Source organism: Mycobacterium sp. Panama NTM2 (genome assembly GCF_054355555.1).
The window spans coordinates 3580088-3604098 of record NZ_CM135953.1; the positions used below are offsets into that span (position 1 = coordinate 3580088).

The 24011-nt window shown below is 69.0% G+C and carries 19 protein-coding genes and 1 pseudogene; 3 read left to right on the forward strand and 17 right to left on the reverse strand.

Annotation, left to right across the window (positions count from 1 at the left end; genetic code table 11):
• Positions 1-42 precede the first annotated feature (42 nt).
• Together ACXYX3_RS16915 and ACXYX3_RS16920 are read left to right on the forward strand one after the other, a co-directional pair.
• On the forward strand, positions 43-879 hold the full coding sequence (locus ACXYX3_RS16915) for an NAD-dependent protein deacetylase (RefSeq protein ID WP_458608302.1): 837 nt from the start codon (positions 43-45) through the stop codon (positions 877-879).
• Positions 876-1490 (forward strand): hypothetical protein, encoded by a 615-nt coding sequence (locus ACXYX3_RS16920; RefSeq protein WP_241206029.1) that lies wholly within the window; start codon positions 876-878, stop codon positions 1488-1490. Before ACXYX3_RS16915 ends, ACXYX3_RS16920 begins: the two co-directional genes overlap by 4 nt.
• Here the strand turns inward: ACXYX3_RS16920 and proB are convergent.
• The 12 genes from proB to ACXYX3_RS16980 all read right to left on the reverse strand — a co-directional run bounded on the left by proB (position 1487) and on the right by ACXYX3_RS16980 (position 16957).
• Positions 1487-2587: a glutamate 5-kinase gene (gene proB / locus ACXYX3_RS16925; protein ID WP_458608303.1), complete on the reverse strand. Its 1101-nt coding sequence runs from the start codon at positions 2585-2587 to the stop codon at positions 1487-1489. The genes ACXYX3_RS16920 and proB overlap by 4 nt on opposite strands.
• Positions 2584-4026, reverse strand: coding sequence for a GTPase ObgE (obgE, locus tag ACXYX3_RS16930; protein ID WP_458608304.1), 1443 nt, complete (start codon positions 4024-4026; stop codon positions 2584-2586). The genes proB and obgE overlap by 4 nt, the downstream gene beginning before the upstream one ends.
• Before the next feature lie 95 nt (positions 4027-4121).
• Positions 4122-4388: a 50S ribosomal protein L27 gene (gene rpmA, locus ACXYX3_RS16935; protein ID WP_043410731.1), complete on the reverse strand. Its 267-nt coding sequence runs from the start codon at positions 4386-4388 to the stop codon at positions 4122-4124.
• Positions 4389-4405: 17 nt separating this feature from the next.
• Positions 4406-4729 carry a 50S ribosomal protein L21 gene (gene rplU, locus ACXYX3_RS16940; protein WP_046366659.1) on the reverse strand — a complete coding sequence of 108 codons (324 nt, stop codon included), beginning with the start codon at positions 4727-4729 and terminating at the stop codon, positions 4406-4408.
• Between the two features lie 159 nt (positions 4730-4888).
• Positions 4889-7831 (reverse strand): ribonuclease E, encoded by a 2943-nt coding sequence (gene rne, locus ACXYX3_RS16945; RefSeq protein ID WP_458608305.1) that lies wholly within the window; start codon positions 7829-7831, stop codon positions 4889-4891.
• A 310-nt stretch (positions 7832-8141) separates the two neighbouring features.
• On the reverse strand, positions 8142-8552 hold the full coding sequence (gene ndk / locus ACXYX3_RS16950; RefSeq protein ID WP_458608306.1) for a nucleoside-diphosphate kinase: 411 nt from the start codon (positions 8550-8552) through the stop codon (positions 8142-8144).
• 32 nt (positions 8553-8584) lie between these two features.
• The gene (locus ACXYX3_RS16955) at positions 8585-8980 is read right to left on the reverse strand and encodes a DUF4233 domain-containing protein (protein ID WP_241206025.1); all 396 of its coding nucleotides are present in this window, start codon (positions 8978-8980) and stop codon (positions 8585-8587) included.
• Positions 8977-10395, reverse strand: a complete 1419-nt coding sequence (gene folC, locus ACXYX3_RS16960; protein ID WP_458608307.1) for a bifunctional tetrahydrofolate synthase/dihydrofolate synthase — start codon at positions 10393-10395, stop codon at positions 8977-8979. Before folC ends, ACXYX3_RS16955 begins: the two co-directional genes overlap by 4 nt.
• Positions 10392-13058 carry a valine--tRNA ligase gene (locus ACXYX3_RS16965; protein WP_458608308.1) on the reverse strand — a complete coding sequence of 889 codons (2667 nt, stop codon included), beginning with the start codon at positions 13056-13058 and terminating at the stop codon, positions 10392-10394. The genes folC and ACXYX3_RS16965 overlap by 4 nt, the downstream gene beginning before the upstream one ends.
• Before the next feature lie 27 nt (positions 13059-13085).
• Positions 13086-13673: a DUF937 domain-containing protein gene (locus tag ACXYX3_RS16970; protein ID WP_458608309.1), complete on the reverse strand. Its 588-nt coding sequence runs from the start codon at positions 13671-13673 to the stop codon at positions 13086-13088.
• A gap of 45 nt (positions 13674-13718) precedes the next feature.
• Positions 13719-14975, reverse strand: a complete 1257-nt coding sequence (locus ACXYX3_RS16975; RefSeq protein WP_458608310.1) for a saccharopine dehydrogenase family protein — start codon at positions 14973-14975, stop codon at positions 13719-13721.
• Between the two features lie 11 nt (positions 14976-14986).
• On the reverse strand, positions 14987-16957 hold the full coding sequence (locus ACXYX3_RS16980; protein ID WP_458608311.1) for a S9 family peptidase: 1971 nt from the start codon (positions 16955-16957) through the stop codon (positions 14987-14989).
• A gap of 39 nt (positions 16958-16996) precedes the next feature.
• Between ACXYX3_RS16980 and ACXYX3_RS16985 the strand changes: the two genes are divergently transcribed.
• Positions 16997-18148 (forward strand): FAD-dependent oxidoreductase, encoded by a 1152-nt coding sequence (locus ACXYX3_RS16985; protein ID WP_458608312.1) that lies wholly within the window; start codon positions 16997-16999, stop codon positions 18146-18148.
• Between the two features lie 6 nt (positions 18149-18154).
• Here the strand turns inward: ACXYX3_RS16985 and ACXYX3_RS16990 are convergent, their stop codons facing one another.
• The 5 genes and pseudogenes from ACXYX3_RS16990 to ACXYX3_RS17010 all read right to left on the reverse strand — a co-directional run bounded on the left by ACXYX3_RS16990 (position 18155) and on the right by ACXYX3_RS17010 (position 23741).
• Positions 18155-18661, reverse strand: coding sequence for a transglycosylase family protein (locus ACXYX3_RS16990; protein WP_374238388.1), 507 nt, complete (start codon positions 18659-18661; stop codon positions 18155-18157).
• Positions 18662-18885: 224 nt separating this feature from the next.
• Positions 18886-19119, reverse strand: a pseudogene (locus ACXYX3_RS16995) (transglycosylase family protein); the annotation flags it as partial.
• A 947-nt stretch (positions 19120-20066) separates the two neighbouring features.
• A complete protein-coding gene (mobA, locus tag ACXYX3_RS17000; RefSeq protein ID WP_241206018.1) occupies positions 20067-20681 on the reverse strand; it encodes a molybdenum cofactor guanylyltransferase in 615 nt (204 codons plus the stop codon).
• A gap of 46 nt (positions 20682-20727) precedes the next feature.
• Entirely contained in the window at positions 20728-21804 is a 1077-nt protein-coding gene (locus tag ACXYX3_RS17005) for a 2-oxoacid:ferredoxin oxidoreductase subunit beta (RefSeq protein ID WP_241206017.1), read from the reverse strand.
• Positions 21801-23741, reverse strand: coding sequence for a 2-oxoacid:acceptor oxidoreductase subunit alpha (locus ACXYX3_RS17010; RefSeq protein WP_458608313.1), 1941 nt, complete (start codon positions 23739-23741; stop codon positions 21801-21803). Before ACXYX3_RS17010 ends, ACXYX3_RS17005 begins: the two co-directional genes overlap by 4 nt.
• Positions 23742-24011: the final 270 nt, after the last annotated feature.

Here is a 24011-nt window from a genome sequence, read left to right on the forward strand (position 1 = left end):
CTCTGAGCTGCCTCGATGGTTCGGGCACCTATTCTCGTAGACGTGGAGTCCCCCGAACTGATCGCCGTGCTCGGCGGCCGTCGCATCGCCGTGCTGACCGGGGCCGGCATGTCGACGGATTCGGGCATCCCCGACTATCGCGGGCCCGACTCCCCGCCGGCCAATCCGATGACGATCCGGCAGTTCACGACGGACCCGGTCTTCCGGCAACGCTACTGGGCCCGTAACCACGTCGGGTGGCGCCACATGGACGAGCGCCGACCCAACGCGGGCCACCGGGCGCTGGCCGCTCTGGAGCGAGCGGGCGTCGTCACCGGTCTGATCACCCAGAACGTCGACCTGCTGCACACGAAGGCGGGCAGCCGCGCCGTCATCGATCTGCACGGCACCTACGTGCACGTGGTGTGCCTGCAGTGCGGGGCCGGCATGTCCCGCGCCGCCCTCGACGACATGCTCGAGGCGGCCAATCCCGGGTTCCGGGAACGAGTCGGGAGCTTGGACAGCATCGCCGTCGCGCCGGATGCCGACGCGGTCGTGGGTGACACCTCCCAGTTCCGGATCGTCGACTGTCCCCGCTGCGGCGGCATGCTCAAACCCGACATCGTGTACTTCGGCGAGAGTGTGCCGAAAGCCCGGGTGGACGAGGCATACGCGATGGTCGACGACGCCGACGCGCTGTTGGTCGCCGGTTCGTCATTGACGGTGTACTCCGGCTACCGCTTCGTTCGCCATGCCGCGGCGCGCGCCATCCCGATCGCGATCGTCAACCGCGGCCGCACCCGCGGCGACGATCTCGCCACGGTGACGATCGACAACGGATGCTCACCGATGCTGGCGCTGCTCGCTGACGAGTTGCCGGCGCTGGGGAGCCCGGTGTGACGTCGCTTCTGCCCGGTGTGGGGACACCGCCGTCCGGACCCGCTGAGGAGCGGTGGGGCCTCGGTATCGGTGATGCTCTGGCCGCACTCACCCGCCTGCCGGACCCACTGCAGGGTGCGGTTCGGTTGCTCAATCATTTCGGGGGGCTGGCCGTCAGCGGTGACGAGGTCGAGTTCGACGGGGATGCCGTCGATTGGTCCGACGTCCTCGACATCGAGACCCACAGCCTGGTCGGCTACCTCCTGGCCGACGCCCTGCAGGCGCAGATAGGACGACTTCCCTTGCCGCGCTTCCCGTTTCGGCGCAGACTGCTCGGCCTGGCGTCCGACGCGGCGCTGACCGCGGCGGTGGCGGTGGCGGGCCGGCCGCTGTCGAGCCTGCTCGACGTTCGCATCCCCGCCGAGGTGAACTACCGCGGCCGCCTGCGCCACCGCACGATGTCGGCAGGGGTGCTCGCCACGCTGCTGCTCGCCGACCCCGCCGTGCGGACCGCGATCGTCGAGACCGCGTCCGCCCACGGGGTGCCGGTGCGGCGCGCCGACGATGACGCCATCGATGCGGCCGAGCGCCGCGCGCAGTGGCTCGAGAACTGGCTGAAAGACCGCTTCTAGACCGCGACGAGATCGTCGGCGTGCACGACCGGGCGCCGCATCTCCGCGGGCAGATCGGATGTCGAGCGGCCCAGCATGCTCGTCAACTCCACGGCGTCGTAGGCCACCACGCCGCGGGCCACCATCGTCGTGTCGCGGCTGCGCAGCTCGACGACGTCGCCGCCCGTGAACCGCCCGGTGACGGCGGTGATCCCGGCGGGGAGCAGCGAACGGCGGCGCCGCACAACGGCTTCGACCGCACCGTCGTCGAGCGTCAACGCCCCGGCCGCCTCGGCGGCGTAGCGCACCCAGAACCGGCGCGCGGACATCCGCTCGGCGCGGGGCGCGAAGACCGTACCCACCGAGGCATCGTCCAGCGCGGTCGCGGCATCGGCGGCCGCCGCCAGCAGCACGGGGACCCCCGCATCGGAGGCCAGCAGTGCCGCCGACAGCTTGGATTCCATGCCGCCGGTACCGAGGTGGCTGCCCCGACCCGCCGTCACGCCGGCGAGGTCATCGGGCCCGGCGACCTCGGAGATGAAGCGTGCGTTGCCTTTTCGCGGATCACTGTCGTAGAGCCCGTCGACATCGGAGAGCAGGATCAGCGCGTCGGCACCCACCAGGTGCGCGACGAGCGCGGAGAGGCGGTCGTTGTCGCCGAAGCGGATCTCGTTGGTGGCCACGGTGTCGTTCTCGTTGACGATCGCGACGGCATGCAGCGCGCGCAGCCGGTCCAGGGTGCGCTGAGCGTTGGTGTGCTGCACCCGCATCGAGATGTCGTGTGCGGTGAGCAGAACTTGGCCGACGGTGCGCTGATACCGCGCGAACGCGGTGCTCCACGAATTGACGAGCGCCACTTGGCCGACGCTCGCGGCGGCCTGTTTGGTCGCCAGATCGGTGGGGCGCCTGGTCAGGCCCAGCGGCTCGATGCCTGCGGCGATCGCGCCCGAGGACACGATCACCACGTCGGAACCGGCCTTCATGCGGGCTTCGATCGCGTCGACGAGATGGTGCAGCCGGCCGCTGTCGAACTCGCCTGTCGGCGTGGTCAATGCGGTGGTACCGATCTTGACGACAACCGATCGTGCGGTGCGGACCGCCTCGCGGTGACGGCTCATTCGGGATGACTCTCCCGACGGGCCTTCCTGGCCGCCTTGCGCTCGTCTGCGGACACCCGCTCGTTCTGTTCGAGCCGGATGTCGGTGCCGCGCCCGGACAGGTGCACGTCGACACCGGCGGGGGTCTGCGGTTCCCAGTCGAACGTCATGTCGCCGATGGTCACCGCGCAGCCCGGCCGTGCGCCGAGTTTGAGCAGTTCGTCCTCGACACCCAGACGCGCCAACCGGTCACCGAGATAGCCGACGGCCTCGTCGTTCTCGAAGTTCGTCTGCGCCACCCAGCGCTGCGGGCGGGTGCCGTGCACGACGAAGCCGCCCTTGCCGTCCGGTTCGACGGAGAACGAGGTCTCGTCGACAGGCACGGGCCGGATCACCGGGCGCCGCGGGACCACCTCGGGTTGCGCCGCACGGTACGCCGCGACCATGTCCCACAGTGCGAAGGTCAGCGGCCGCAGGCCTTCTCGAGCCACTGTGGACACCTCGAACACCGGCCAGCCGAATGTCGAGGCGATGTCCTCGGACACGAAGTCGGCGAGCTCACGGGCGTCGGGTACGTCGATCTTGTTGAGCACCACCGCGCGCGGGCGTTCGGCGAGGTCGCCGAGCGTGGTGTCACCCTGCAGCGTCGGTGTGTAGGCGGCGATCTCGGCTTCGAGCGCCTGGATGTCGGAGATCGGGTCGCGGCCGGGTTCCAGTGTCGCGCAGTCGACCACGTGCACGAGCACGGCGCAACGCTCGATATGGCGCAGGAAGTCCAGCCCCAGCCCGCGGCCTTCCGAGGCACCCGGGATCAGTCCGGGAACATCGGCGACGGTGAACGTGTGGTCGCCGGCGGACACCACCCCGAGGTTCGGAGCGAGCGTGGTGAAGGGGTAGTCGGCGATCTTCGGCTTGGCCGCCGAGATCGCCGACACCAGAGAGGATTTGCCTGCCGACGGGAACCCGACCAGGCCGACGTCGGCGACGGTCTTGAGCTCGAGAGTGAGGTCGCGGACCTCACCCTTCTCGCCGAGCAGGGCGAACCCGGGAGCTTTGCGGGCCCGAGACGCCAGTGCCGCGTTGCCGAGTCCGCCGCGACCACCTGCGGCCGCCTCGAACCGGGTGCCGGGGCCGACGAGGTCGGCGAGCAGTCGGCCCTGTTCGTCGAGCACGACCGTGCCGTCGGGAACCTTGACCTCGAGGTCGGCGCCTGCTGCCCCGTCTCGGTTGCTGCCGGCGCCCTGCTTGCCCGACGGGGCGACGACGTGCGGGTGGAAGTGGAAGTCGAGCAGCGTGTGCACCTGCGGGTCGACGACGAACACGATGCTGCCGCCTCGACCGCCGTTGCCGCCGTCGGGGCCGCCGAGCGGCTTGAACTTCTCGCGGTGCACCGACGCGCAACCGTTGCCGCCGTTACCCGCCCGGGCGTGGATCACCACGCGGTCGACGAAGCGGGTCATCGGTGTTCTCCTCTCTCAGTGCCGAAATCGACGTCTGGGCGCCAAAGTGCGAGTGCGTGGCGCCCGAACGTCGATCTCGACGATGGAGAAAGAAGTCAGGCGTCGGTGCGGGTCACCCGCACGATGTTGACGTACTTGCGACCACGCTTGGTACCGAATTCCACGGCGCCGGGGGCAGTCGCGAACAGGGTGTCGTCACCACCACGGCCGACGTTCACGCCGGGGTGGAAGTGCGTGCCGCGCTGACGGACCAGGATCTCGCCGGCCTTGACGACCTGTCCGCCGAAGCGCTTGACGCCGAGCCGCTGCGCGGCTGAGTCGCGACCGTTGCGTGAGCTGGAAGCGCCCTTCTTGTGTGCCATGTCTGTCGCTCCCGTCGTTACTTGATGCCGGTGACCTTGAGGACCGTCAGCTGCTGACGGTGCCCCTGGCGCTTGTGATAGCCGGTCTTGTTCTTGAACTTGTGGATGCGGATCTTCGGGCCCTTGGTGTGCTCGAGGACCTCGCCGGTGACCGCGACCTTCTCCAGCGCCTTCGCGTCGGTGGTCACGTCGGCTCCGTCGACGACGAGGGCCACGGGCAGCGACACCGTGCCACCGGGCTCGACGTCGAGCTTCTCCACCTTGACGATGTCACCGGCGGCGACCTTGTACTGCTTGCCACCGGTCTTGACGATCGCGTACGTGGCTTTCTGCGCTGCCATCGTTGGTCATCCTCTACTTCGCGTGCGGGCGCGCATCACCTGGGCGGTCTGCGTGCGGGTCTTGGTGCGGGATCTCATCCCTGCCCCGGGCCGGCGTGGGGCAGGCCCGGAAGACAACTGGTCAAGGGTACGTGAGCAGCGGGTTGAGGGTCAAACCGCTCACTCGTGACTGGGCGGCCCCGCCGGACGTGCGGCGGCTCGTCGGCGCTGCCGGACGGGCCGGGCAGTGACGGCAGCGGGCTGCTGGTCCTCGTCTTCATCGTCCGAGTCGTCGTCGGAGTCCTCGTCGGAGTCGTCCGAGTCGTCGTCGAGGTCGTCCTCGTCGTCCGAATCATCGTCGAAATCGTCGTCATCATCGGAGTCGTCGTCATCGGAATCGTCGTCATCCGAGTCGAGCACCTCGATGTCGTCGTCCTCGTCGTCCGAGTCCTCGTCATCCTCGTCGTCGGAGTCCTCGTCATCCGAGTCGTCGAACTCGTCGTCGAGCTCCTCGTCCTCGGCATCGGTGACCGCGGTCCGGATCGCATCCGGATCGAGCTCGGCGACCTCGTCGGCGGTGCCGGTGGCCTCGTCGTGGTCCTCGTCGTGGTCCTCGTCGTCCTCGTGCTTGCCGTTGGCCGCGGCCATCGCCTTGAACATCGGATGCTCACCGGGCGAATGGGCGGGCACCTTGGCGACCTGCACCTCTTGCTCACGCGCGCCGCGCTTGCCCCGCTTGCCGCGCCGGCCACCACCGCCGCCGCCGCCGTTCGACTCGGCCTTGCGACCGGCGCCCGACGCGGTGTCGATCGGATCGCTGTGCAACACGATGCCGCGGCCACCGCAGTGCGTACACGTCGAGGAGAACGCCTCGATCAGGCCCGTGCCGAGCCGCTTACGGGTCAGCTGCACCAGCCCCAGCGACGTCACCTCCGAGACCTGGTGGCGGGTGCGGTCGCGGGCCAACGCCTCGGTCAGCCGGCGCAGCACCAGATCGCGATTGGATTCCAGCACCATGTCGATGAAGTCGATGACCACGATGCCGCCGATGTCGCGCAGCCGCAGCTGCCGCACGATCTCCTCGGCGGCCTCGAGGTTGTTGCGGGTGACCGTCTGCTCGAGGTTGCCGCCCGAGCCGGTGAACTTGCCGGTGTTGACGTCGACGACGGTCATCGCCTCGGTGCGGTCGATGACCAGCGTGCCGCCCGAAGGCAGCCACACCTTGCGGTCCATCGCCTTGGCCAGTTGCTCGTCGATGCGGTGCACCGCGAACACGTCGGGGCCGTCGGACGCGGCAGGCTCGTAGCGCTCCATCCTGGCCAGCAGTTCCGGAGCCACCCCGGTGACGTAGTCGTTGATCGTGGTCCAGGCGTCGTCCCCGGACACGATCAGCTTGGAGAAATCCTCGTTGAACAGATCGCGGATCACCTTCACCAGCACGTCGGGCTCTTCGTAGAGCGCCACGGCCGCGCCGGCCTTCTTCTCGGTGATCTCGGCGGCCTTGGCCTCGATTTCGGTCCAGCGCTTCTGCAGCCGCGCGACGTCGCTGTGGATGTCGTCTTCTTTGACGCCCTCGGATGCGGTGCGGATGATCACACCCGCGTCGGACGGCACGACCTCGCGCAGGATCTCCTTGAGTCGCTGCCGCTCGGTGTCGGGCAGCTTGCGGCTGATGCCTGTCGACGACGCGCCCGGCACGTACACCAGGTAGCGGCCCGCCAACGACACCTGCGTGGTCAACCGCGCGCCCTTGTGCCCCACCGGGTCCTTGCTCACCTGCACGACGACGTAGTCACCGGGTTTGAGCGCCTGCTCGATCTTGCGCTGCGCGCCGCCCAGACCGGCGGCCTCCCAGTTCACCTCGCCGGCGTAGAGCACACCGTTGCGGCCACGGCCAATGTCGACGAACGCCGCCTCCATCGACGGCAACACGTTCTGCACGATGCCGAGGTAGATGTTGCCGACGAGCGACGCGGACGCCGCCGAGGTCACGAAGTGTTCGACGACGACACCGTCCTCGAGCACCGCGATCTGGGTGTACCGGGCGCCCTCGTGCGGCGGCTCTGCGCGCACCTTGTCCCGCACCACCATCGTGCGTTCGACGGCTTCGCGCCGGGCCAGGAATTCCGCTTCGCTCAGGATCGGCGGGCGGCGGCGGCCGGCGTCGCGGCCGTCGCGGCGGCGCTGCCGCTTGGCCTCCAGGCGGGTCGATCCGCTGATGCCCTGGATCTCGGAGTCCGACGATCCCTTGGCGCCCTTGGCGCGCGGCTCGCGTTCGTGCACGACGGTGTTGGGCGGATCGTCGGGCGACGAGCCGTTGTCGTTGTCGGCTCCGGACTTGCGGCGGCGCCGGCGACGGCGGCGGCGGGTCGCCCCGTCTGCACCGTTGTCGTCGTCGCCGCTGTCGTCGTCGGTGTCGTCGCCGGCCTCCGCGGCCGCGGAGGTCTCGTCGGAGTCGGCCGACTGTTCGTCGTCATCGGTGCCCGGCTCGTCACCGTTCTGTTCACCGCGACCCCGACCGCGGCCGCGACGGCCCCGGCGCCGACGCTTGGCGGAGGGCCGGCCGGACTGGTCGTCGTCGGTGTCGGAGTCAGAGTCAGAGTCTCTGTCCGTGTCGGTGTCGGTGTCGGTGTCGGATGACGCGTCGTCGTCCTCGTCGTCTCTGACCCGGGTGTCGGTGCGCACGGGCTGCGGCGCGACGAACAACGGCAGGTAGTCGGCGGGTTCGGACTCGACCGCGGGTGGCGTCTCGAGGATCAGCCGCGACTCGGGCTCCTCCTCGGCGGCCGCATCCGGCTGCTCCTCGGTGACCGGCTCGGGCTCGGGTGCCGCGACGGGCTCGACAGCCTCGGGCTCGGCCAGCGCTTCACGCACGCGGTCGGCCTCGTCGCGGCCGATGGTGGAGTGTGCGCTGCGGGTGCGTCCGTCGAGCTCGACCAGCGCATCGATGATGCGTCTGCTCGTGGTCCCCAGCACCCGGGCCAGGGAGTGCACCCTCAGGCGTTCGGGTGTCGGCGGAGCGGCGTCGGCCGGCTCCGCGGGCTGCGCCTCGACGGCCGCAGCAGTGGCAGGGTCTGCAAGGTTGTCGCCCAGATTCTCACCGAGATGGTCATTGTCGGCCACGTATTCTCCTCAAGCCCCCGGGCGCGTCGTTTGCTGACGCGGCCACGCGAGGGCTACTGACTATTGCGTCCGGGCCACATGAGCCCGAACTGTTGTTGGTCTCGCTCCGAGGCATCCCTACGGGACGTTCTCGGTGCCGGTCTGAATGATGGCTGGACGGTCGGCGCCACATCGGGGTAGCGATGGTCGCAGTCGTCGAAGTCTTCATCCGAGTGACCAACCCGGGGTAGTCAGGCCAGTCGCTCGCGCCCAGTATCCCACATCACTGCGGAGGAACCCGAAACGCGGCGTCAGCGGGTCGGCGAGCCGGTCAGCGGCCGGGGAACCAGAGCTCGATCTCGCGCGCGGCCGACTCCGGCGAATCGGAGCCGTGCACCAGGTTGAACTGCGTCTCGAGGCCGAGATCGCCGCGGATGGTGCCGGGCACGGCTTTCTCGACCGGATCGGTGCCACCGGCCAGCTGACGGAACGCGGCGATGGCGCGCGGCCCCTCCAGCACGGCCGCCACGACGGGACCGGAGGTGATGAACTCCAGCAGCGAGTCGAAGAACGGTTTGCCGTCGTGCTCGGCGTAGTGGGCCCGCGCGAGCGCGTCGTCGACGTTCTTGAGCTCGAGCGCAGCGACGGTCAGTCCCTTGGCTTCGATCCTGCTGATGATCTCGCCGATGAGCCGGCGGGCCACGCCGTCGGGCTTGATGAGGACGAGGGTTCGCTCTGTCACGGCCGACAGCCTACCCACACGCCGGGGGCCTCCTAGCCACCGTGTTCGGGGTCGCGCTGCTGCCCGGGCAGCAGGCCCCTCCTCTGGCGCCGCAGCACCTCGGCCCGCAGATAGGCGATCAGCAGCCACACCACCACGAAGAGCAGGCCGATGAAGCCGATCCCCGGGTACAGGGTCCAACCGGCCACCAGGAGGAGCTGCACGCCGAGATTGGCCCAGATCGCCCACGGGCGGCCCTGCACGCCGGCCATCACCAGCAGCAGCACCGCCACCCCGACGACGTAGCCGATCGACACTCCGGTCAGGCCGCCGCCGACGGCGCCGACCACTGGAAGCGCGAGCAGCACCACGATGGCCTCGAGGATCAGCGTGCCGGCCATGACACCGCGGAAGCTCTTCCACGGATCGGGTGGCGTCGGGGCGCTCATGCCGGGTCCTTTCCGAACAGCGTGCGCGCGGCGCCTGCGGTCACGACCGAGCCGGTGATGACGATGCCCGCGCCGCTCATGCCCCCGGCGCCGTCGACGTCGCCGCCCGAGTCCTCGACGAGCGCGGTGGCCGTCTCGATCGCGTCGGGCAGCGTGGCCGCGGTGACGACCCGCTCGGGACCGAAGATCTCCTCGGCCTTGACGGCGAGGGCGTCGACCTCCAGGGCGCGCGGTGAGCCGTTGGTGGTGACCACGATCTGGTCGAACGCGGGCTCGAGGGCGGCCAGCACCCCGTCGACGTCCTTGTCGGCCATCACCGACACCACCCCCACGAGGAAACGGAAGTCGAACTCCTCGGCGAGTGCGGACGCGAGCGCCGCCGCCCCCGCCGGATTGTGCGCGGCATCGATGAAAACCGTTGGTGCGCTGCGCATCCGCTCCAACCGTCCGGGGGATGCGACGGACGCGAACCCGGCGCGCACGGCGTCGACGTCGAGTTGACGTTCCGCACCGGCGCCGAAGAACGCCTCGACGGCGGCGAGCGCCAGGACGGCGTTGTGGGCCTGATGTTCGCCGTGCAGCGGCAGGAAGATCTCCGAGTAGCGACCCCCGAGCCCCTGCAGTTCGAGCATCTGCCCACCGATCGCCACCTGGCGGTCGAGCACCGCGAACTCCGAGTCCTCGCGTGCGACGGCCGCGTCCGCGCGCACCGCGGCAGCCAGCAGCACCTCCATCGCCTCGGGCAGCTGTCGGCCGATCACGGCGACGGTGTCCGTGGGCACCAGGTCGTCGGCCTGACGGGTGATGATGCCCGCCTTCTCGCCGGCGATCTCGGCGATCGTGTCACCGAGGTAGTCGGTGTGGTCCAAGCCGATCGGCGTGATCACCGCGACGGGTGCGTTGACCACGTTCGTGGCGTCCCAACGTCCGCCGAGACCGACCTCGACGACCGCCACGTCGATCGGCGCGTCGGCGAACGCGGCGAATGCCATGGCGGTCACCACCTCGAACTTCGAGCAGCGCGGCCCTCCCCCGGCCTCGGACTGGCGATCGACCAGTTCCACGAAGGGCTCGATCTCCCGATAGGTGTCGACGTAGGTGGCCGGGCTGATCGGCCGGCCGTCGATCGAGATCCGTTCGACGGCCGACTGCAGGTGCGGGCTGGTGGTGCGCCCGGTGCGGCGGTGCAGCGCGGTCAGCAGCGCGTCGACCATCCGGGCGACCGACGTCTTGCCGTTCGTGCCGGCGATGTGGATCGACGGGTAACCCTTCTGCGGCGAGCCGAGAAGTTCGAGCAGCGCGGCGATCCGGGCCGTGCTGGGTTCGATCTTGGTCTCCGGCCAACGCTGGTCGAGCAGGTGCTCGACCTGCAGCAGGGCTGCGATCTCGTCGGGCGCGGGTTCGGTCGAGCTCACGTCAGGGCGGCCAACCGTGCCGAGATGCGGTCGACTTCTTCTCCTGCGAGCTGCTGGCGCGCCCGGATCTTGTCGACGACGTCCGTCGGGGCCTTGGCCAGGAACGCCTCGTTGCCCAATTTCGCCGAGGTCCCGGCCAGTTCCTTCTGGGCCGCCGCCAGATCCTTTTCCAGCCGGCGGCGTTCGGCGTCGACGTCGACGGTGCCCGACGTGTCGAGCTCGACTGCCACGGTGCCGCCGGAGAGCCGGACCTCCACTGACGCCGAGGCGGTGAAGTCGTCGGCCGGCGGGGTGAGCCAGGCCAGCGCCGTGACGGCGGGCACGTGGGCGGTCAGGCCCGCCGCGTCGACCTCGGACAGCCGCGCCGGTACCTTCTGCCGGTCGCCCAACCCCTGGTCGCTGCGGAAGCGGCGCACCTCGGTGATCAGCTTCTGGATATCGGCGATCCGTTGCGCCGCAGCATGATCGAGTTCCACCCCGCTGGCGGCCGGCCACTCGGCGATCACCAGTGACTCACCCCCGGTCAGGGTCTTCCACAGCACCTCGGTGACGAACGGCATCACCGGGTGCAGCAACTTGAGCAACGTGTCGAGGACGGCCGCGAGCACCGCCGTCGTGTGTGAAACACCCTCGCCGAGCTGGACTTTCGCCAGTTCCAGGTACCAGTCGCAGAATTCGTCCCACGCGAAGTGGTAGAGCGCCTCACACGCGCGGCTGAATTCGTAGGCGTCCAGCGCATCGTCGACGTCGGCGCGAACCTCCTCGAGCCTGCCGAGAATCCAGCGGTCGGCGTCGGTCAACTCGGCGACGGGCGGCAACGGAGCCGGGCTGGCCCCGTTGAGCAGTGCGAACCGCGTGGCGTTGAACAACTTGGTGGCGAAGTTGCGCGAGGCGCGGGCGTGGTCCTCGCCGATGGACAGGTCACCGCCGGGGCTCGCGCCCCGGGCCAGGGTGAACCGCAGCGCGTCGGCGCCGAACTTCTCCACCCAATCCAGCGGGTCGATGCCGTTGCCGCGGGACTTGCTCATCTTGCGGCCGTGCTCGTCGCGAATCAGGCCGTGCAGGAACACGTTCTCGAAGGGCACCGGGGCGCTCCGCGTGCCGTCCACCGTGATGGCGGGGTCGCCGGCGACAAAGGTGCCGAACATCATCATCCGGGCCACCCAGAAGAACAGGATGTCGTATCCGGTCACCAGAACGGTTGTCGGGTAGAACTTCTCGAGGTCGGGTGTGTGGTCGGGCCACCCCATGGTCGAGAACGGCCACAGCGCCGACGAGAACCACGTGTCGAGCACGTCGGGGTCCTGTTCCCAGCCCTCCGGCGGGGTCTCGTCGGGCCCGACGCAGACGGTCTCGCCGTTCGGACCGTGCCAGATCGGGATGCGGTGGCCCCACCAGAGTTGGCGCGAGATCGTCCAGTCGTGCATGTTGTCGACCCACGCGAACCAGCGCGGCTCGAGACTCGCCGGGTGGATCACGGTGTCGCCGCTCCGCACCGCGTCACCCGCGGCTTTGGCCAACGACTCCACCTTCACCCACCACTGCAGGCTCAGTCTCGGCTCGATCGGTTCGCCGCTGCGTTCGGAGTGGCCGACGCTGTGTAGGTACGGCCGCTTCTCCTCGACGATGCGGCCCTGTGCGGCCAGCGCCTCGCGCACCGCCACGCGGGCTTCGAAGCGATCCATCCCGTCGAACTGCGTTCCGGTGTCGGCGATTCGGCCCTTGGTGTCGAGCATCGTGGGCATCGGCAGCTGGTGCCGCAGGCCGATCTCGAAGTCGTTCGGGTCGTGCGCCGGGGTGACTTTGACCGCGCCCGTGCCGAATTCGGGGTCGACGTGGTGATCGGCGACGACGATGATCTGACGGTCCAGGAAGGGATGCGGCAGTGTCGTGCCGACGAGGTGGCGGTAGCGGTCGTCGTCGGGGTGCACGGCGATCGCGGTGTCCCCCAGCATCGTCTCGATGCGGGTGGTGGCCACCACCAGGTGCGGTTCGTCGTCGGACATCGACCCGTAGCGGAAGGAGACCAGTTCGCCCTCGATGTCTTCGTATTTGACCTCGAGGTCGGAGATCGCGGTCTCGAGCACCGGCGACCAGTTCACCAGGCGCTCGGCCTGGTAGATCAGCCCGGCGTCGAACAGCCGCTTGAAGATCGTGCGCACCGCTCGGGAGAGTCCCTCGTCCATGGTGAACCGGTCGCGGCTCCAGTCGACGCCGTCACCGAGGCGGCGCATCTGGCCACCGATGGTGCCGCCGGATTCGCGCTTCCAGTCCCACACCTTGTCGATGAACTGCTCGCGTCCGAGGTCCTCTTTGGTCATCCCGTCCGCGGCGAGCTGCTTCTCCACCATCGACTGGGTCGCGATGCCGGCATGGTCCATGCCCGGCAGCCACAGCACCTCGAAACCCTGCATGCGCTTGCGACGGGTCAGCGCGTCCATCAGCGTGTGGTCCAGCGCGTGCCCCATGTGCAGGCTGCCCGTCACGTTCGGCGGCGGCAGCACGATGGAGTAGGCGGGCTTGCCACTGGCGGGATCGGCGGTGAAGTACCCGGCATCCACCCAGCCCTGGTACAGATCACTCTCGACGGCCCCGGGGTCCCACGACTTGGGTAGGGCATCGAGCCCGGAGGGTCCGGCGTTGGCGAGCGGCTGGGAGGTCACCGAGCCATTCTAGGAAGACGGCGCGGGCTACTTCTTCCCGCCCAGAAGGCCGCCGAGGATGTCGCCCATCCCGCCGGGCTTGTCGCCGCCCAGCACGGAGCCCAGGATGCTGCCCAACGGGTTGTTCCCGCCGGGTGCTGAGCCGCCGCCGAGAATGCTGCCCAGGATGTCGCCGATGCCGCCACCGCCCGACTGCCCGGGTACCTGCCCGCCACCCGAGAGCCGCTTGCCGATGTAGGCGAGCACGATCGGCGTGAGGATCGGCAATAGTTTCTGGATCAGGTCACTGTTGCCGGCGCCACCCCCGGACAGCGCCGAGGCCACCTGCCCGGTGTCGTTGCCGCCGAAGATCTTCGCGACAGCGCGGGACCCGTCGGCTTCGTCGACCGCATCGACGCTGACCCCTCCGTCGAGCAGGCCGCTGCGGGCGTGCGAGTCGGCGGCCGAGGCGATGCCCTGTGCGGTGCCGGGATCCTCGGCGTTGCGCTGCAGGCCGCCGACCAGGACGGGCACCAGTGTCTTGACGGCGCCCTCGACCTCGCTCTCGTCGACTCCCAACCGGCCGGCGATCTGCTGGACGGGGATCTGGTTGTACAGGTCATCGAGGCCGCTCATGAGCGTCAGGGTAGACCCGGCACGCGCGGTCCGACCGGCGTTCGGTCAGGCCAGTTTCGTGACGTCCAGGCTCACCCCGGCGGCCGGGAACCGGCCCAGCAGCGCGTCACCCATCGCCGAGGCCGGGGTCAGCACGCCCCGCAGATCGGAGAGCTTGTCACGGTCGGTCGCCAGCGCCAGCGCACTCTCGGAGAGCAGCACCGACGTCGCCTTGTAGCCGGGGTCGCCCTGTTGCGACATCCGCGCCACGTAGCGGGCGCCCGACGAGGTGGTCGTGTAGGTCTCGACGGTGTAGTGGCCGTTCTCGCGGGTCTGCTCGCTGGGCCCGGTCCCGGGCTTGGGCAGGACGCGTTCCAGCGCGCTGCGCGGCACCCGGTTGAGGAACCGGCTGCCCAGCTCGACGACGGCGATGTTCCCGCCGGTGGCCATCGCCGCGGCCAGCGGCGCGAGCACGGACTTGCCGAGGCTCATCTGCTCGGCGTACTCGAATCGCCGGCCGTAGGCGTATTCGAGGAGAGCGTTGCTGCGCCGCACGATGCGGGAGTTGGGTACTGCCATCGCGAACGCGCCCACCCAGTAGCCGTCGAGCTCGGGGGCGATGTCGCGGCCCCGTCGCCAGCGCGCGTCGGGCTGACCGCCCAGCTCGGGTTCGGCGCCCCGGTCCGGGGACAGGGTGTAGGGATCGTTGAGCAGGCGGCGGCTTTCCGGGTCTTCGGCGGCTTCCCGGGCGAGCTCGGCCATCGAGGCGATGGTGCCCCCGGACATGCCGCCGGCGAAACGCCGCACCACGTAGTTGGTGTCACCGAGCTGGCCCGCGCCGTCCTTCTCGGCCTGCCGGTACAACGCGAACACCGTCAGGTCCGAGGGAATGGAGTCGAACCCGCAGGAGTGCACTATGCGGGCGCCGGTGTCGATCGCCTGCTTGTGGTACTCGTCGATCGCTCGGCGGATGAACAGCGGTTCGCCGGTGAGGTCGGTGTAGTCGGTGCCGGCGGCCGCGCAGGCGGCGACCAGAGGAAGTCCGTACCGCAGGTAGGGGCCCACGGTGCTGATCACGACGCGGGTGCTGGCGGCCATGGCTGCCAGCGATGACGGATCGGAGGCGTCGGCGGTGATCAGCGGCCACGACTGCGCCGAGGCCGGCAGCGTCTCGCGCACCGCGAGCAGCCGGTCCGCCGAGCGGCCCGCCAGCGCGATGCGGGCATCACCGGCCGCGGAGGCGAGGTAGAGGGCGGTCAGCTTGCCGACGAATCCTGTCGCGCCATAGAGGACGATGTCGTGGTCGCGGTCCGATGCGCTCATGTCGCCCGACGCTACCCGAGGGTTTCGGGCAGGTCGGTGTCCTGCCCGAGGACGTGACGGGACAGGAATGCGAACACCACCTCGTACCAGAGGGTGGCGTGCGACGGGCTCAACACCCAGTGGTTCTCCGACGGGAAATAAAGGAAGCGGTGCTCGGTGGTGCCGTCCTCGGCCGCGGGCAGACCCGACGAGCTGAGCAGCTCGTACCAGAGTCGCAGCGCCTCTCCGATGGGCACGCGATAGTCCCGATCGCCGTGGATGACCAGCATCGGCGTCACGATGTCGGAGACGAACCGGTGGGGCGAGTTCGCGGCGGTCATCTCCGGGGTCATCTCACGTGACCACCAGTAACCGCCGTCGGTGGTCCCGCCGAACTGGTCCAGTGCCCAGAGGCTGGCGTGAGTGACGATCGCGGCGAACCTGTCGGTGTGGCCGGCGATCCAGTTGGCCATGTACCCGCCGAAGGAACCGCCCATGGCCGCGGTCCGCGTCGCATCGACCCCGGGGTGCTCGCATGCGGCGTCGGTGGCCGCCATGAGGTCGGTGTACGGGGCGAATCCCCATGCTCCCCAGCCACGTTGGATGAAGTCTTGACCGTAGCCGGTGGACAGCGCGGGGTCGGGCAGCAGCACCGCGTAACCGCGGGCCACCATCAGCCACGGATTCCAGCGCCAGTGCCAGGCGTTCCAGCTCGCCAGCGGTCCGCCATGGATCCACAGCACCAACGGTGCTGCGTCCTCGCCGCGGGGCAGCGCCAGCCAGGATCGCACGGGTACCTCGTCCTGGGCGGTGGCGGTCACCTCGGTCAGGGTGCCCGGCAGCACCGGCAGCTCGACACAGGGCAGCACGGTCACGCTGCCGTCGGGGTCGATGCGCACCGGATGCGGCGGCGCGACATAGGAACTGCGCAGCGCGAACACCGCACCGGTCGTGGCCACCCGCACGTCGGTGTAGGTGAAGTCGTCGTCGACCAGTTGCTGGGTGGCGGAGGTCGACACGTCGACGGTGAAGATCGGTCCGCGCCCGGCCTGATCGGCCGTCACGATCAGCGCCGCGCCGTCGGGTGCCCACGCGACCGATGTCGGCCATCGGTCCCAGTCGCCGGTGAGTTCTGTCGGCGGCGACCCGAAGCGCAGCAGCCACAGCGTGATTCGCGGCGCCTGCGTCGGCGTCGAGAACGTCTCGCGGGTGAAAGCGACCGCCGAGCCGTCCGGTGAGATCGCCGGCATCCCGAGGTCGGCGTCGGGGTCATCGACCAGCGTGGTGCGTTCCCCGGTCGCGACGTCGATACGTACCAATGTCGTTCGCACCGCCGCTGCCGGCGCGGGGATCTGCCAGGTCGTGACGACGAAGGTGCCGTCCGCGCTGACGTCGATGTGCGCGTCGCGCAACGCATTCCCGGGGTCTGGAGTCAGGTCTCGGTTGTCGATGAACAGGTGAGGCTGGTCGGGTCCGAGGTCGTGATCCCAGTGGCGCACCGGATATCCGGCGTGCAGCACGGCCGAGATCTTGGCTGTCGTGCGCGCGTCGCGCAGTCTGCGGTCGTCGTCGACGTCTCGCGCGGAGCGCAGAACGGGTGCCGTGACGACGGTGGCATCGCCGCCACGTGCCACCGCCGCGGCATCGACTCCGCCGGGAAAGGCTGCGATCCGGGTCGCCTCTCCCCCGGCCACCGGCAGGCGCCACAGCGCCTTGGGCGGCTTGTCGTCCTTGGCGGTGTCCCTCGATGCGAGGAACAGCAGATCGCCGTCCGGGGTGAGCGCCGGCGCCGTTTCGCCGGTGCGGCCGCGGGTGATCCGGCGCGCCGGCGCGGTGCCGGCGGGGTCCAATTCCCAGATCGCCGAGACGAATTCGGTGCGATCGTCGCTGAGCTCGGACACCGTCGTGACGACGCGTGACCCGTCGGGCGTGATCGCCAGACCGCCCACTCGGGGCAGTGACAGATACGTGTCCAGATCGTCGAACGGCGAATCGGGGGCCATGCCCACTTTCGTAACACAGCCGGCGACTAGGGTCAGGTCGTGTCAGCGCGGTTCATCGTCGTCGGGGCCGGCATCGCCGGACTGGCGAGCGCCGTCGCGCTGAACCGCGACGGTCACGAGGTCCTGGTGCTCGAGCAGCGAACGGACGTCGGGGCCGGCACGGGAATCAGCATCTGGCCCAACGCGCTGGCCGCGTTCGACGACATCGGGATGGGCGACGCGGTTCGCGACGCGGGCGGCCGCGTCACCGCAGGCGCGATCCGCTGGCGCAGCGGGCGGTGGTTACGACGACCGGCCGGCGAGCGCATGGTCACCGCACTCGGGGAACCACTGGTCGTGGTGCGCAGGTCGACGCTGACCGGCCTGCTGGCCGCGGCACTGCCGGTGGGCGCGGTGGTGACCGGGGCATCGGTGATGACGGTGTCGACGACCGGGTCGGGCGTGCAGGTCGCGACGACCGACGGTGATGTCCTCGCCGCCGACGCGGTGATCGGCGCCGACGGCGTCCGCTCGGTGGTGGCGAGCACCCTCAACGGCGAACTGTCGAGCCGCTATGTCGGCTACACCGCGTGGCGGGGTGTCGCCGACATCCCGTTGGACCCGGATGTGGCCGGCGAGACGCTCGGGCCGGGCGTTCAGGTCGGTCACGTGCCGTTGGACACCGAGCACACGTATTGGTTCGCGACCGAGCGGACGCCGGAGGGCGGGCACGCCCCGGACGGTGAGCACGCCCATCTGGGCCGTCTGCTGTCGGGATGGGCCGCGCCGGTCCCGCAGCTGCTGGCGGCGACAGCGCCGGAGAATCTGCTTCGCAACGACCTCTACGACCGCGCGGCGCCGCGACACTGGTCCCGCGGGCCGGTGGTCATCGTCGGCGATGCGGCGCACCCGATGCGGCCGCATCTCGGGCAGGGCGGCTGTCAGGGAATCGAAGACGCGGCCGTGCTCGCGCGGTGCGTGGCACAGGAGTCGCATCTGGCGAGCGCGTTCAGCGCGTTCGCGGCGTTTCGCCGACGCCGGGTGCGCGCGCTGGTGTTCGAGGCGGCAGCCATCGGACGTGTGCTGAACGCGCGGCCCGCCGCGCTGGGCGCGGCCGCGAGCTGGGGTACGGCGCTGCTACCCGAGCGCTTCGTGAGCGCGCATCTGGCCTCGATCGCGGCGCGGTCGGCGTTCGCCGTACCGCTGAGGTGAGACGGCTCAGCGCCCTGCGCGCGGAGTGAGGAACGCCGAGCACATCTTCTGCAGGTTCAGGAAGCCGCCGAGGGCGGACGTCGGGAGGTTCGCGCAGCCTTTGGCCGCCACGGGCACGGTGGCCGGCGCAGCGGTGGCCGGCGCCGGGGTCTTGCCCCACACCTGCGCGGCCTGCATGCCCGCCGCACCGCACTTGGGCCACGCCGCCAGGCCCTGGCTCTGCAGCACGTTCTCCGCGACGCGGATCTGCTCGGCGCGCGACGCCGTCGCCGGGCTGCCGGTGCCGCCGTTGGAGCTCCAGGTGGCCTGCTTGAACTGCAGGCCGCCGTAGTGCCCGTTGCCCGTGTTGATGCTCCAGTTGCCGCCCGACTCGCATTGCGCGATGGCGTCCCAATTGACCGAGTCGGCGTGTGCCGTCGCGGTGGCGCCGTCGAGAGCCATCGGCACGGCGGCGAAGGCTCCGGAGAGCGCGGCGGCCATCAGGCCCTTGCTGACAAGCGAGCGAACGTTCATTTCTGCGGTCCTTCCCCGACCGTTGTGACTCAAGGCCCGCATGCGACGAAGGCGTCTCACGCTGCGGCTGTCTGGTCTGTCGGGTGACGAACATCACCTGTTACCGATGGGAATGAAGTTTTAGACGTTACTTAACTGGTGTAAGAGACCTGTGAGAAAGCTGAGAAAAACGAGGCGGTGTCGACCGAAGTCGACACCGCCTCGCGCGAAGCGTGCTAAAGGGGTCAGCCGCGGCGACCGCACACCGGCCACGCGCCGATGCCCTGCGAGCGCAGCACGTTCTCGGCCACGCGGATCTGCTCTTCGCGGCTGGCGCCGTGCGGCGAGCCGGTGCCGCCGTTGGCCTTCCAGGTGCTCATCGTGAACTGCAGGCCGCCGTAGTACCCGTTACCGGTGTTGATGGCCCAGTTGCCGCCCGACTCGCAGGCCGCGACGGCATCCCAGTTGACGCTGTCCGCATTCGCGGTTCCGGCCCCAAAGCCCGTGACTGCCGCCATGGGTGCCACGGCGAGCGCGCCGGCAATGCTGGCCAGCCCAAACGTCTTGCGGATGTTCTTCAACTTTCGTCCTTTCGCCTAGCGCGCGCCGAAACAGGCCATGCGGACGCACGGCCGTGCTGCCTGTTGCAGGCGGGGATTGTCGGGTCACACCGTCTCGGTCAGGTGCGACTGAAGGAGATCGGGTCGATCTCGCCGGAGATGTCCGGCGCCGGCGGAGGCTGATGCGCCTCTCGTGGCCCACACACGCTGGTTCGTGGTTTTGAGTTATGAGCTCCGTTCAGAAGCTGTTTGGGACCGTACAAAGACGGCTATGCAAAGTCATCTCGGGTGACGGCCGAATTGCCGTCAGATCACGAAACGATCACGACGCCATATTCGAGAGTCCGTGCTGGTCGCGGCGACGTTTGACGCCGGCGTCGGAGACTGCGCAAGAAGTCGTGCAGGTGAGCCAAATCACGGCGATTTTGTGACCCCCGACACCCCGGCTCGACCTCCCCTCCGGCAGCCGGCGTGCCCTATGGCGAGAGCACAGTGCGCGACCGCGCCTCGGCGTCTTCGCGCCGTGGCCGCGGCACGGATATGGCTGCGGCACAACCGAAAACGAGTTGAAGAGAAACCATTCTAGAGAGTCACGACTTTTACTCGAGATGACCGTGTCGGCAGGCAACGGCGGGCCGCCGGTGAGCGGGTACTTAGTGCACCTCAATAGTGGCCCACACAAGACACTTTCATCGGCTCCTACTGCAACATTGTTGCAGCACAACGCTTTTGGAGACAGCACCGCGAACGTCGCCGACGTCGTCAGATCGTGCCCATCGACGATGATCCCTACGCATTCGCTGAACTCAGCGTGCGAATTGCATACCGCGAATTCGTATTCTTGCCGAAATAATTGCGGGAATATCTCAGTGAATTCGCTGCGAGAATTTCGGCGGAACCAATGCCGACAGGTCGGCTTCGGTGTTGACGTTGGTCAGCGCCACCTGCTCGGCCATGACGATCCGCTGCGTGTCCACCGCATCGACGAGCGCACGCATGCTGCGCTGCCCGGACCTGATCAACTCATCGACCGCGTCGTGCAGCCCCGTCCGGTAGATGCCCGCCAGATAGTGGTCCCGACCGTCCCATGGCAGCACGACGTCGACACCGAGCCGCTGGGCGGGACCGGCGAGCGTGTCGATGATCGCGACCGTCAGCTCCGGCATGTCCACCGCGCACACGAACGCGTGCCCGAGGCCCGCCTCCGCCGCCGCCCGCAGGCCCCGCCCGGTGGCCAGCAGCGGGCCCACCCCGCGGACCTCGTCACGCACCACTGTGGCGTCCACCTCGGGCAACGCCTGACCCGGCGCGGCGATGACGAATACCGGTGCGCAACGGCTGCTCACGATCGACACCATGCGCTGCAGCAGCGTGGTCTCTCCGTCGGGACCGCTGACGGGAACGGCAGCCTTGTCCCGGCCCATGCGGCGGGACGCGCCCCCCGCGAGGATGACAGCGGCCAACGGCAGCGGTGACGTCACACCGCTGACGTTAGCTCAGCATGGCGGGCAGATGCCCGAAGAACGGTCAGTCGACCGACCAGGTGTCCTTACCGCGCAGCAGCGCCTGCAGCGCCGCGGTGTCGTGCGCGCGGGCCTCACGTGCAGCTGCGACCTGCTGGCGTGCGGCATCGTCATAGGTCGGCTTGCTGACCTTGCGGAAGATGCCCATCACCATGTGGTCGAGGTTCTGCTCGGACAGCCGCGACAGCGCGAACGCATACGCCGGGTCGTCGAGCTCCGCGTCGTGCACCACGATCTGATCGGCCGCGACATCGGCGGTCTTGGCGACCTCGAGCCCGAAGCCGGACTTGACCACGCAGTACTCGCCGTCGCTGCCGAACGTGATCGGCTCGCCGTGGCGCAGGTTGATCAGCCGCTCCTCCGCGCCCTCCTTCCGGAGAGCGTCGAAGGACCCGTCGTTGAAGATCGGGCAGTCCTGCATGATCTCGACCAGCGCCGCGCCCCGATGCTCGGCCGCACCGCGCAGCACCTCGGAGAGGCCCTTCCGGTCGGAGTCGAGAGCGCGCCCGACGAACGTGGCCTCCGCACCCAGCGCCAGCGACACGGGATTGAAGGGGTAGTCCAGCGAGCCCATCGGCGTCGACTTGGTGACCTTGCCGACCTCGGAGGTGGGCGAGTACTGGCCCTTGGTGAGGCCGTAGATCCGGTTGTTGAACAGCAGGATCGTCAGGTTGACGTTGCGGCGCAGCGCGTGGATCAGGTGATTGCCGCCGATGGACAGCGCGTCGCCGTCACCGGTGACCACCCAGACCGACAGGTCCTCGCGCGCCAGCGCCAGTCCGGTCGCGATCGTCGGCGCGCGGCCGTGGATCGAGTGGAATCCGTAGGTCTCCAGGTAGTACGGGAAGCGGCTAGAGCAGCCGATGCCGCTGACGAACGCGATGTTCTCGCGCTTGAGCCCCAGCTCGGGCAGGAAGTTGCGGATCGTGTTGAGGATGACGTAGTCGCCGCAGCCCGGGCACCAGCGCACTTCCTGGTCGCTGGTGAAGTCCTTGGCCTTCTGCGGCTGGTCCGTGGTCGGGACCAGGCTCATCTTGGTCAACGGTGTCAGTCCGAGGTCGGTGCCGATCACGTCGGTCATGCGTTCACTCCAGTCTCTACAGTGGCCGCCGCCAGCCGCGCGAACTTGGCCTTCTCGTCTTCCTTCTCGGCCAGTGTGCCGTCCAGCGCGGCGTCGATGATGCCTTCGACCTCGTCGGCGAGGAAGGCCATTCCCTCCACCTTCGTCACCGACTGCACGTCGACGAGGAACTGGCCCCGCAGCAGCAGCGCCAGCTGACCGAGGTTCATCTCGGGTACGACGACGCGGGAGTAGCGGCCCAGCACCTCGCCCAGATTGGCCGGGAACGGGTTGAGGTGACGCAGCTGCGCGTGGGCGACCTTGATGCCCTTGCGTCGGGCGCGCCGGCAGGCCTCACCGATCGGTCCGTAGCTGCTGCCCCACCCCAGCATCAGCAGGTCGGCGTCACCGGTCGGATCGTCGACCTCGAGGTCGGCGACGTCGATGCCGGCCACCTTCTCCTGCCGCAGCCGCACCATCAGGTCGTGGTTCTTGGGCTCGTAGGAGATGTTTCCCGACCCGTTGGCCGATTCCAGCCCGCCGATGCGGTGCGCCAGCCCCGGGGTGCCGGGGACCGCGAACTGGCGGGCCAGCGTCTCGGGATCGCGCGCGTAGGGCTGGAACGGTTCGCCTTCCTTGGCGAAGGTGTGCTCGATCGGCGTGAACGTACTCACGTCCGGGATGCGCCACGGCTCGGAGCCGTTGGCGATCGCGCCGTCGGACAGGATCATCACCGGCGTGTGGTAGTTGATCGCGATGCGCACCGCCTCCACCGCGATGTCGAAGCAGTCCGACGGCGAGCGGGGAGCCAGGATCGCCACCGGCGATTCACCGTTGCGACCGAACATGGCCTGCAGCAGGTCGGCCTGCTCGGTCTTGGTGGGCAGGCCGGTCGACGGGCCGCCGCGCTGGACGTCGATGACGATCAGCGGCAGTTCGGTCATCACGGCCAGGCCGATGGCTTCGGACTTCAACGAGATACCGGGGCCCGAGGTGCTGGTGACACCGATCGCGCCACCGTAGGACGCGCCGATCGCCGCTCCGATGCCGGCGATCTCGTCCTCGGCCTGGAATGTCAGGACATTGAAGTTCTTGTGCTTGGACAGCTCGTGCAGGATGTCCGAGGCCGGGGTGATCGGATAGGTGCCGAGCACCACCTGCAGATCGGACAGCTGGCCGGCGGCCACGATCCCGTACGCCAGCGCGGTGTTGCCCGAGATCTGCCGGTACTCACCGCTTTTCAGCTTCGCCGGCGCGACCTCGTAGGTGGTGCCGAACGCCTCGGTGGTCTCGCCGTAGTTCCAGCCGGCCTTGAGGGCCAGCACGTTGGCCTCGGCCACCTCGGGCTTGCGGGCGAACTTCTCCCGGATGAAGGCTTCGCTGTGTTCGAGCTCGCGGCCGTACATCCACGACAGCAGGCCGAGCGCGAACATGTTCTTTGCTCGCTGGCCGTCCTTCTTGCTGGCGCCGATCGACTCCACGGCGCCCAGGGTCAGCGTGGTCATCGCCACGGGCTGGACCACGTAGTCCGAGAGCTCGTCGGTCTCGAGCGGGTTGGCGTCATAGCCGACCTTCGCGAGGTTGCGCTTGGTGAACTCGTCGGAGTTGGCGATGATCAGACCACCGCGGGGCAGGTCGGAGACGTTGGCCTTGAGCGCGGCCGGGTTCATCGCCACCAGCACGTCGGGACGGTCCCCCGCGGTGAGGATGTCGTAGTCGGCGATCTGGATCTGGAACGACGAGACGCCGGGCAGTGTGCCCTGTGGGGCGCGGATTTCGGCGGGGTAGTTCGGTTGGGTGGCAAGGTCATTGCCGAACAGGGCCGCTTCCGAGGTGAATCTGTCGCCGGTGAGCTGCATACCGTCGCCGGAGTCGCCGGCGAAGCGGATGACGACCTTTTCGAGCTTCTGCCGGGGCGCGCCGGGCGCGCTCGCACTCACGGTGCCGTTGTCTGCCACTCGCTTGCCTTCCGTGTCGTTCTCGGTCCGTCTGTGCGCTCGCCGATCTCGCGTCCGGTGACGCTTCTGAGCGAATGCCCATCGCGTCGCCACCCATGCGGTGCGCCGTCAATGGACACCCGTCAAGAATTTGGTGTCACCGGCAGTACCGATTATGGCACTTCTCTTAGGGCCGCCTATACCAGGCCCGCAACCGACGCGCAGGTTGCGATTCGACGAACATCCAGTTCAGACACCGTCGGCCGGGCGGGGACCCGACACGAATGTGGT

What these genes read in the sequence shown, in the direction of transcription:
- proB (WP_458608303.1), bottom strand. Translation starts at nt 2,587, where the DNA reads ATGAGCCGTCACCGCGAGGCGGTCCGCACCGCACGATCGGTTGTCGTC.
- obgE (WP_458608304.1), bottom strand. Translation starts at nt 4,026, where the DNA reads ATGACCCGCTTCGTCGACCGCGTGGTGATCCACGCCCGGGCGGGTAAC.
- rpmA (WP_043410731.1), bottom strand. Translation starts at nt 4,388, where the DNA reads ATGGCACACAAGAAGGGCGCTTCCAGCTCACGCAACGGTCGCGACTCA.
- rplU (WP_046366659.1), bottom strand. Translation starts at nt 4,729, where the DNA reads ATGGCAGCGCAGAAAGCCACGTACGCGATCGTCAAGACCGGTGGCAAG.
- ACXYX3_RS16955 (WP_241206025.1), bottom strand. Translation starts at nt 8,980, where the DNA reads ATGAGCGCCCCGACGCCACCCGATCCGTGGAAGAGCTTCCGCGGTGTC.
- ACXYX3_RS16970 (WP_458608309.1), bottom strand. Translation starts at nt 13,673, where the DNA reads ATGAGCGGCCTCGATGACCTGTACAACCAGATCCCCGTCCAGCAGATC.
- ACXYX3_RS16975 (WP_458608310.1), bottom strand. Translation starts at nt 14,975, where the DNA reads ATGAGCGCATCGGACCGCGACCACGACATCGTCCTCTATGGCGCGACA.
- ACXYX3_RS16980 (WP_458608311.1), bottom strand. Translation starts at nt 16,957, where the DNA reads ATGGCCCCCGATTCGCCGTTCGACGATCTGGACACGTATCTGTCACTG.
- ACXYX3_RS16990 (WP_374238388.1), bottom strand. Translation starts at nt 18,661, where the DNA reads ATGAACGTTCGCTCGCTTGTCAGCAAGGGCCTGATGGCCGCCGCGCTC.
- ACXYX3_RS17005 (WP_241206017.1), bottom strand. Translation starts at nt 21,804, where the DNA reads ATGACCGACGTGATCGGCACCGACCTCGGACTGACACCGTTGACCAAG.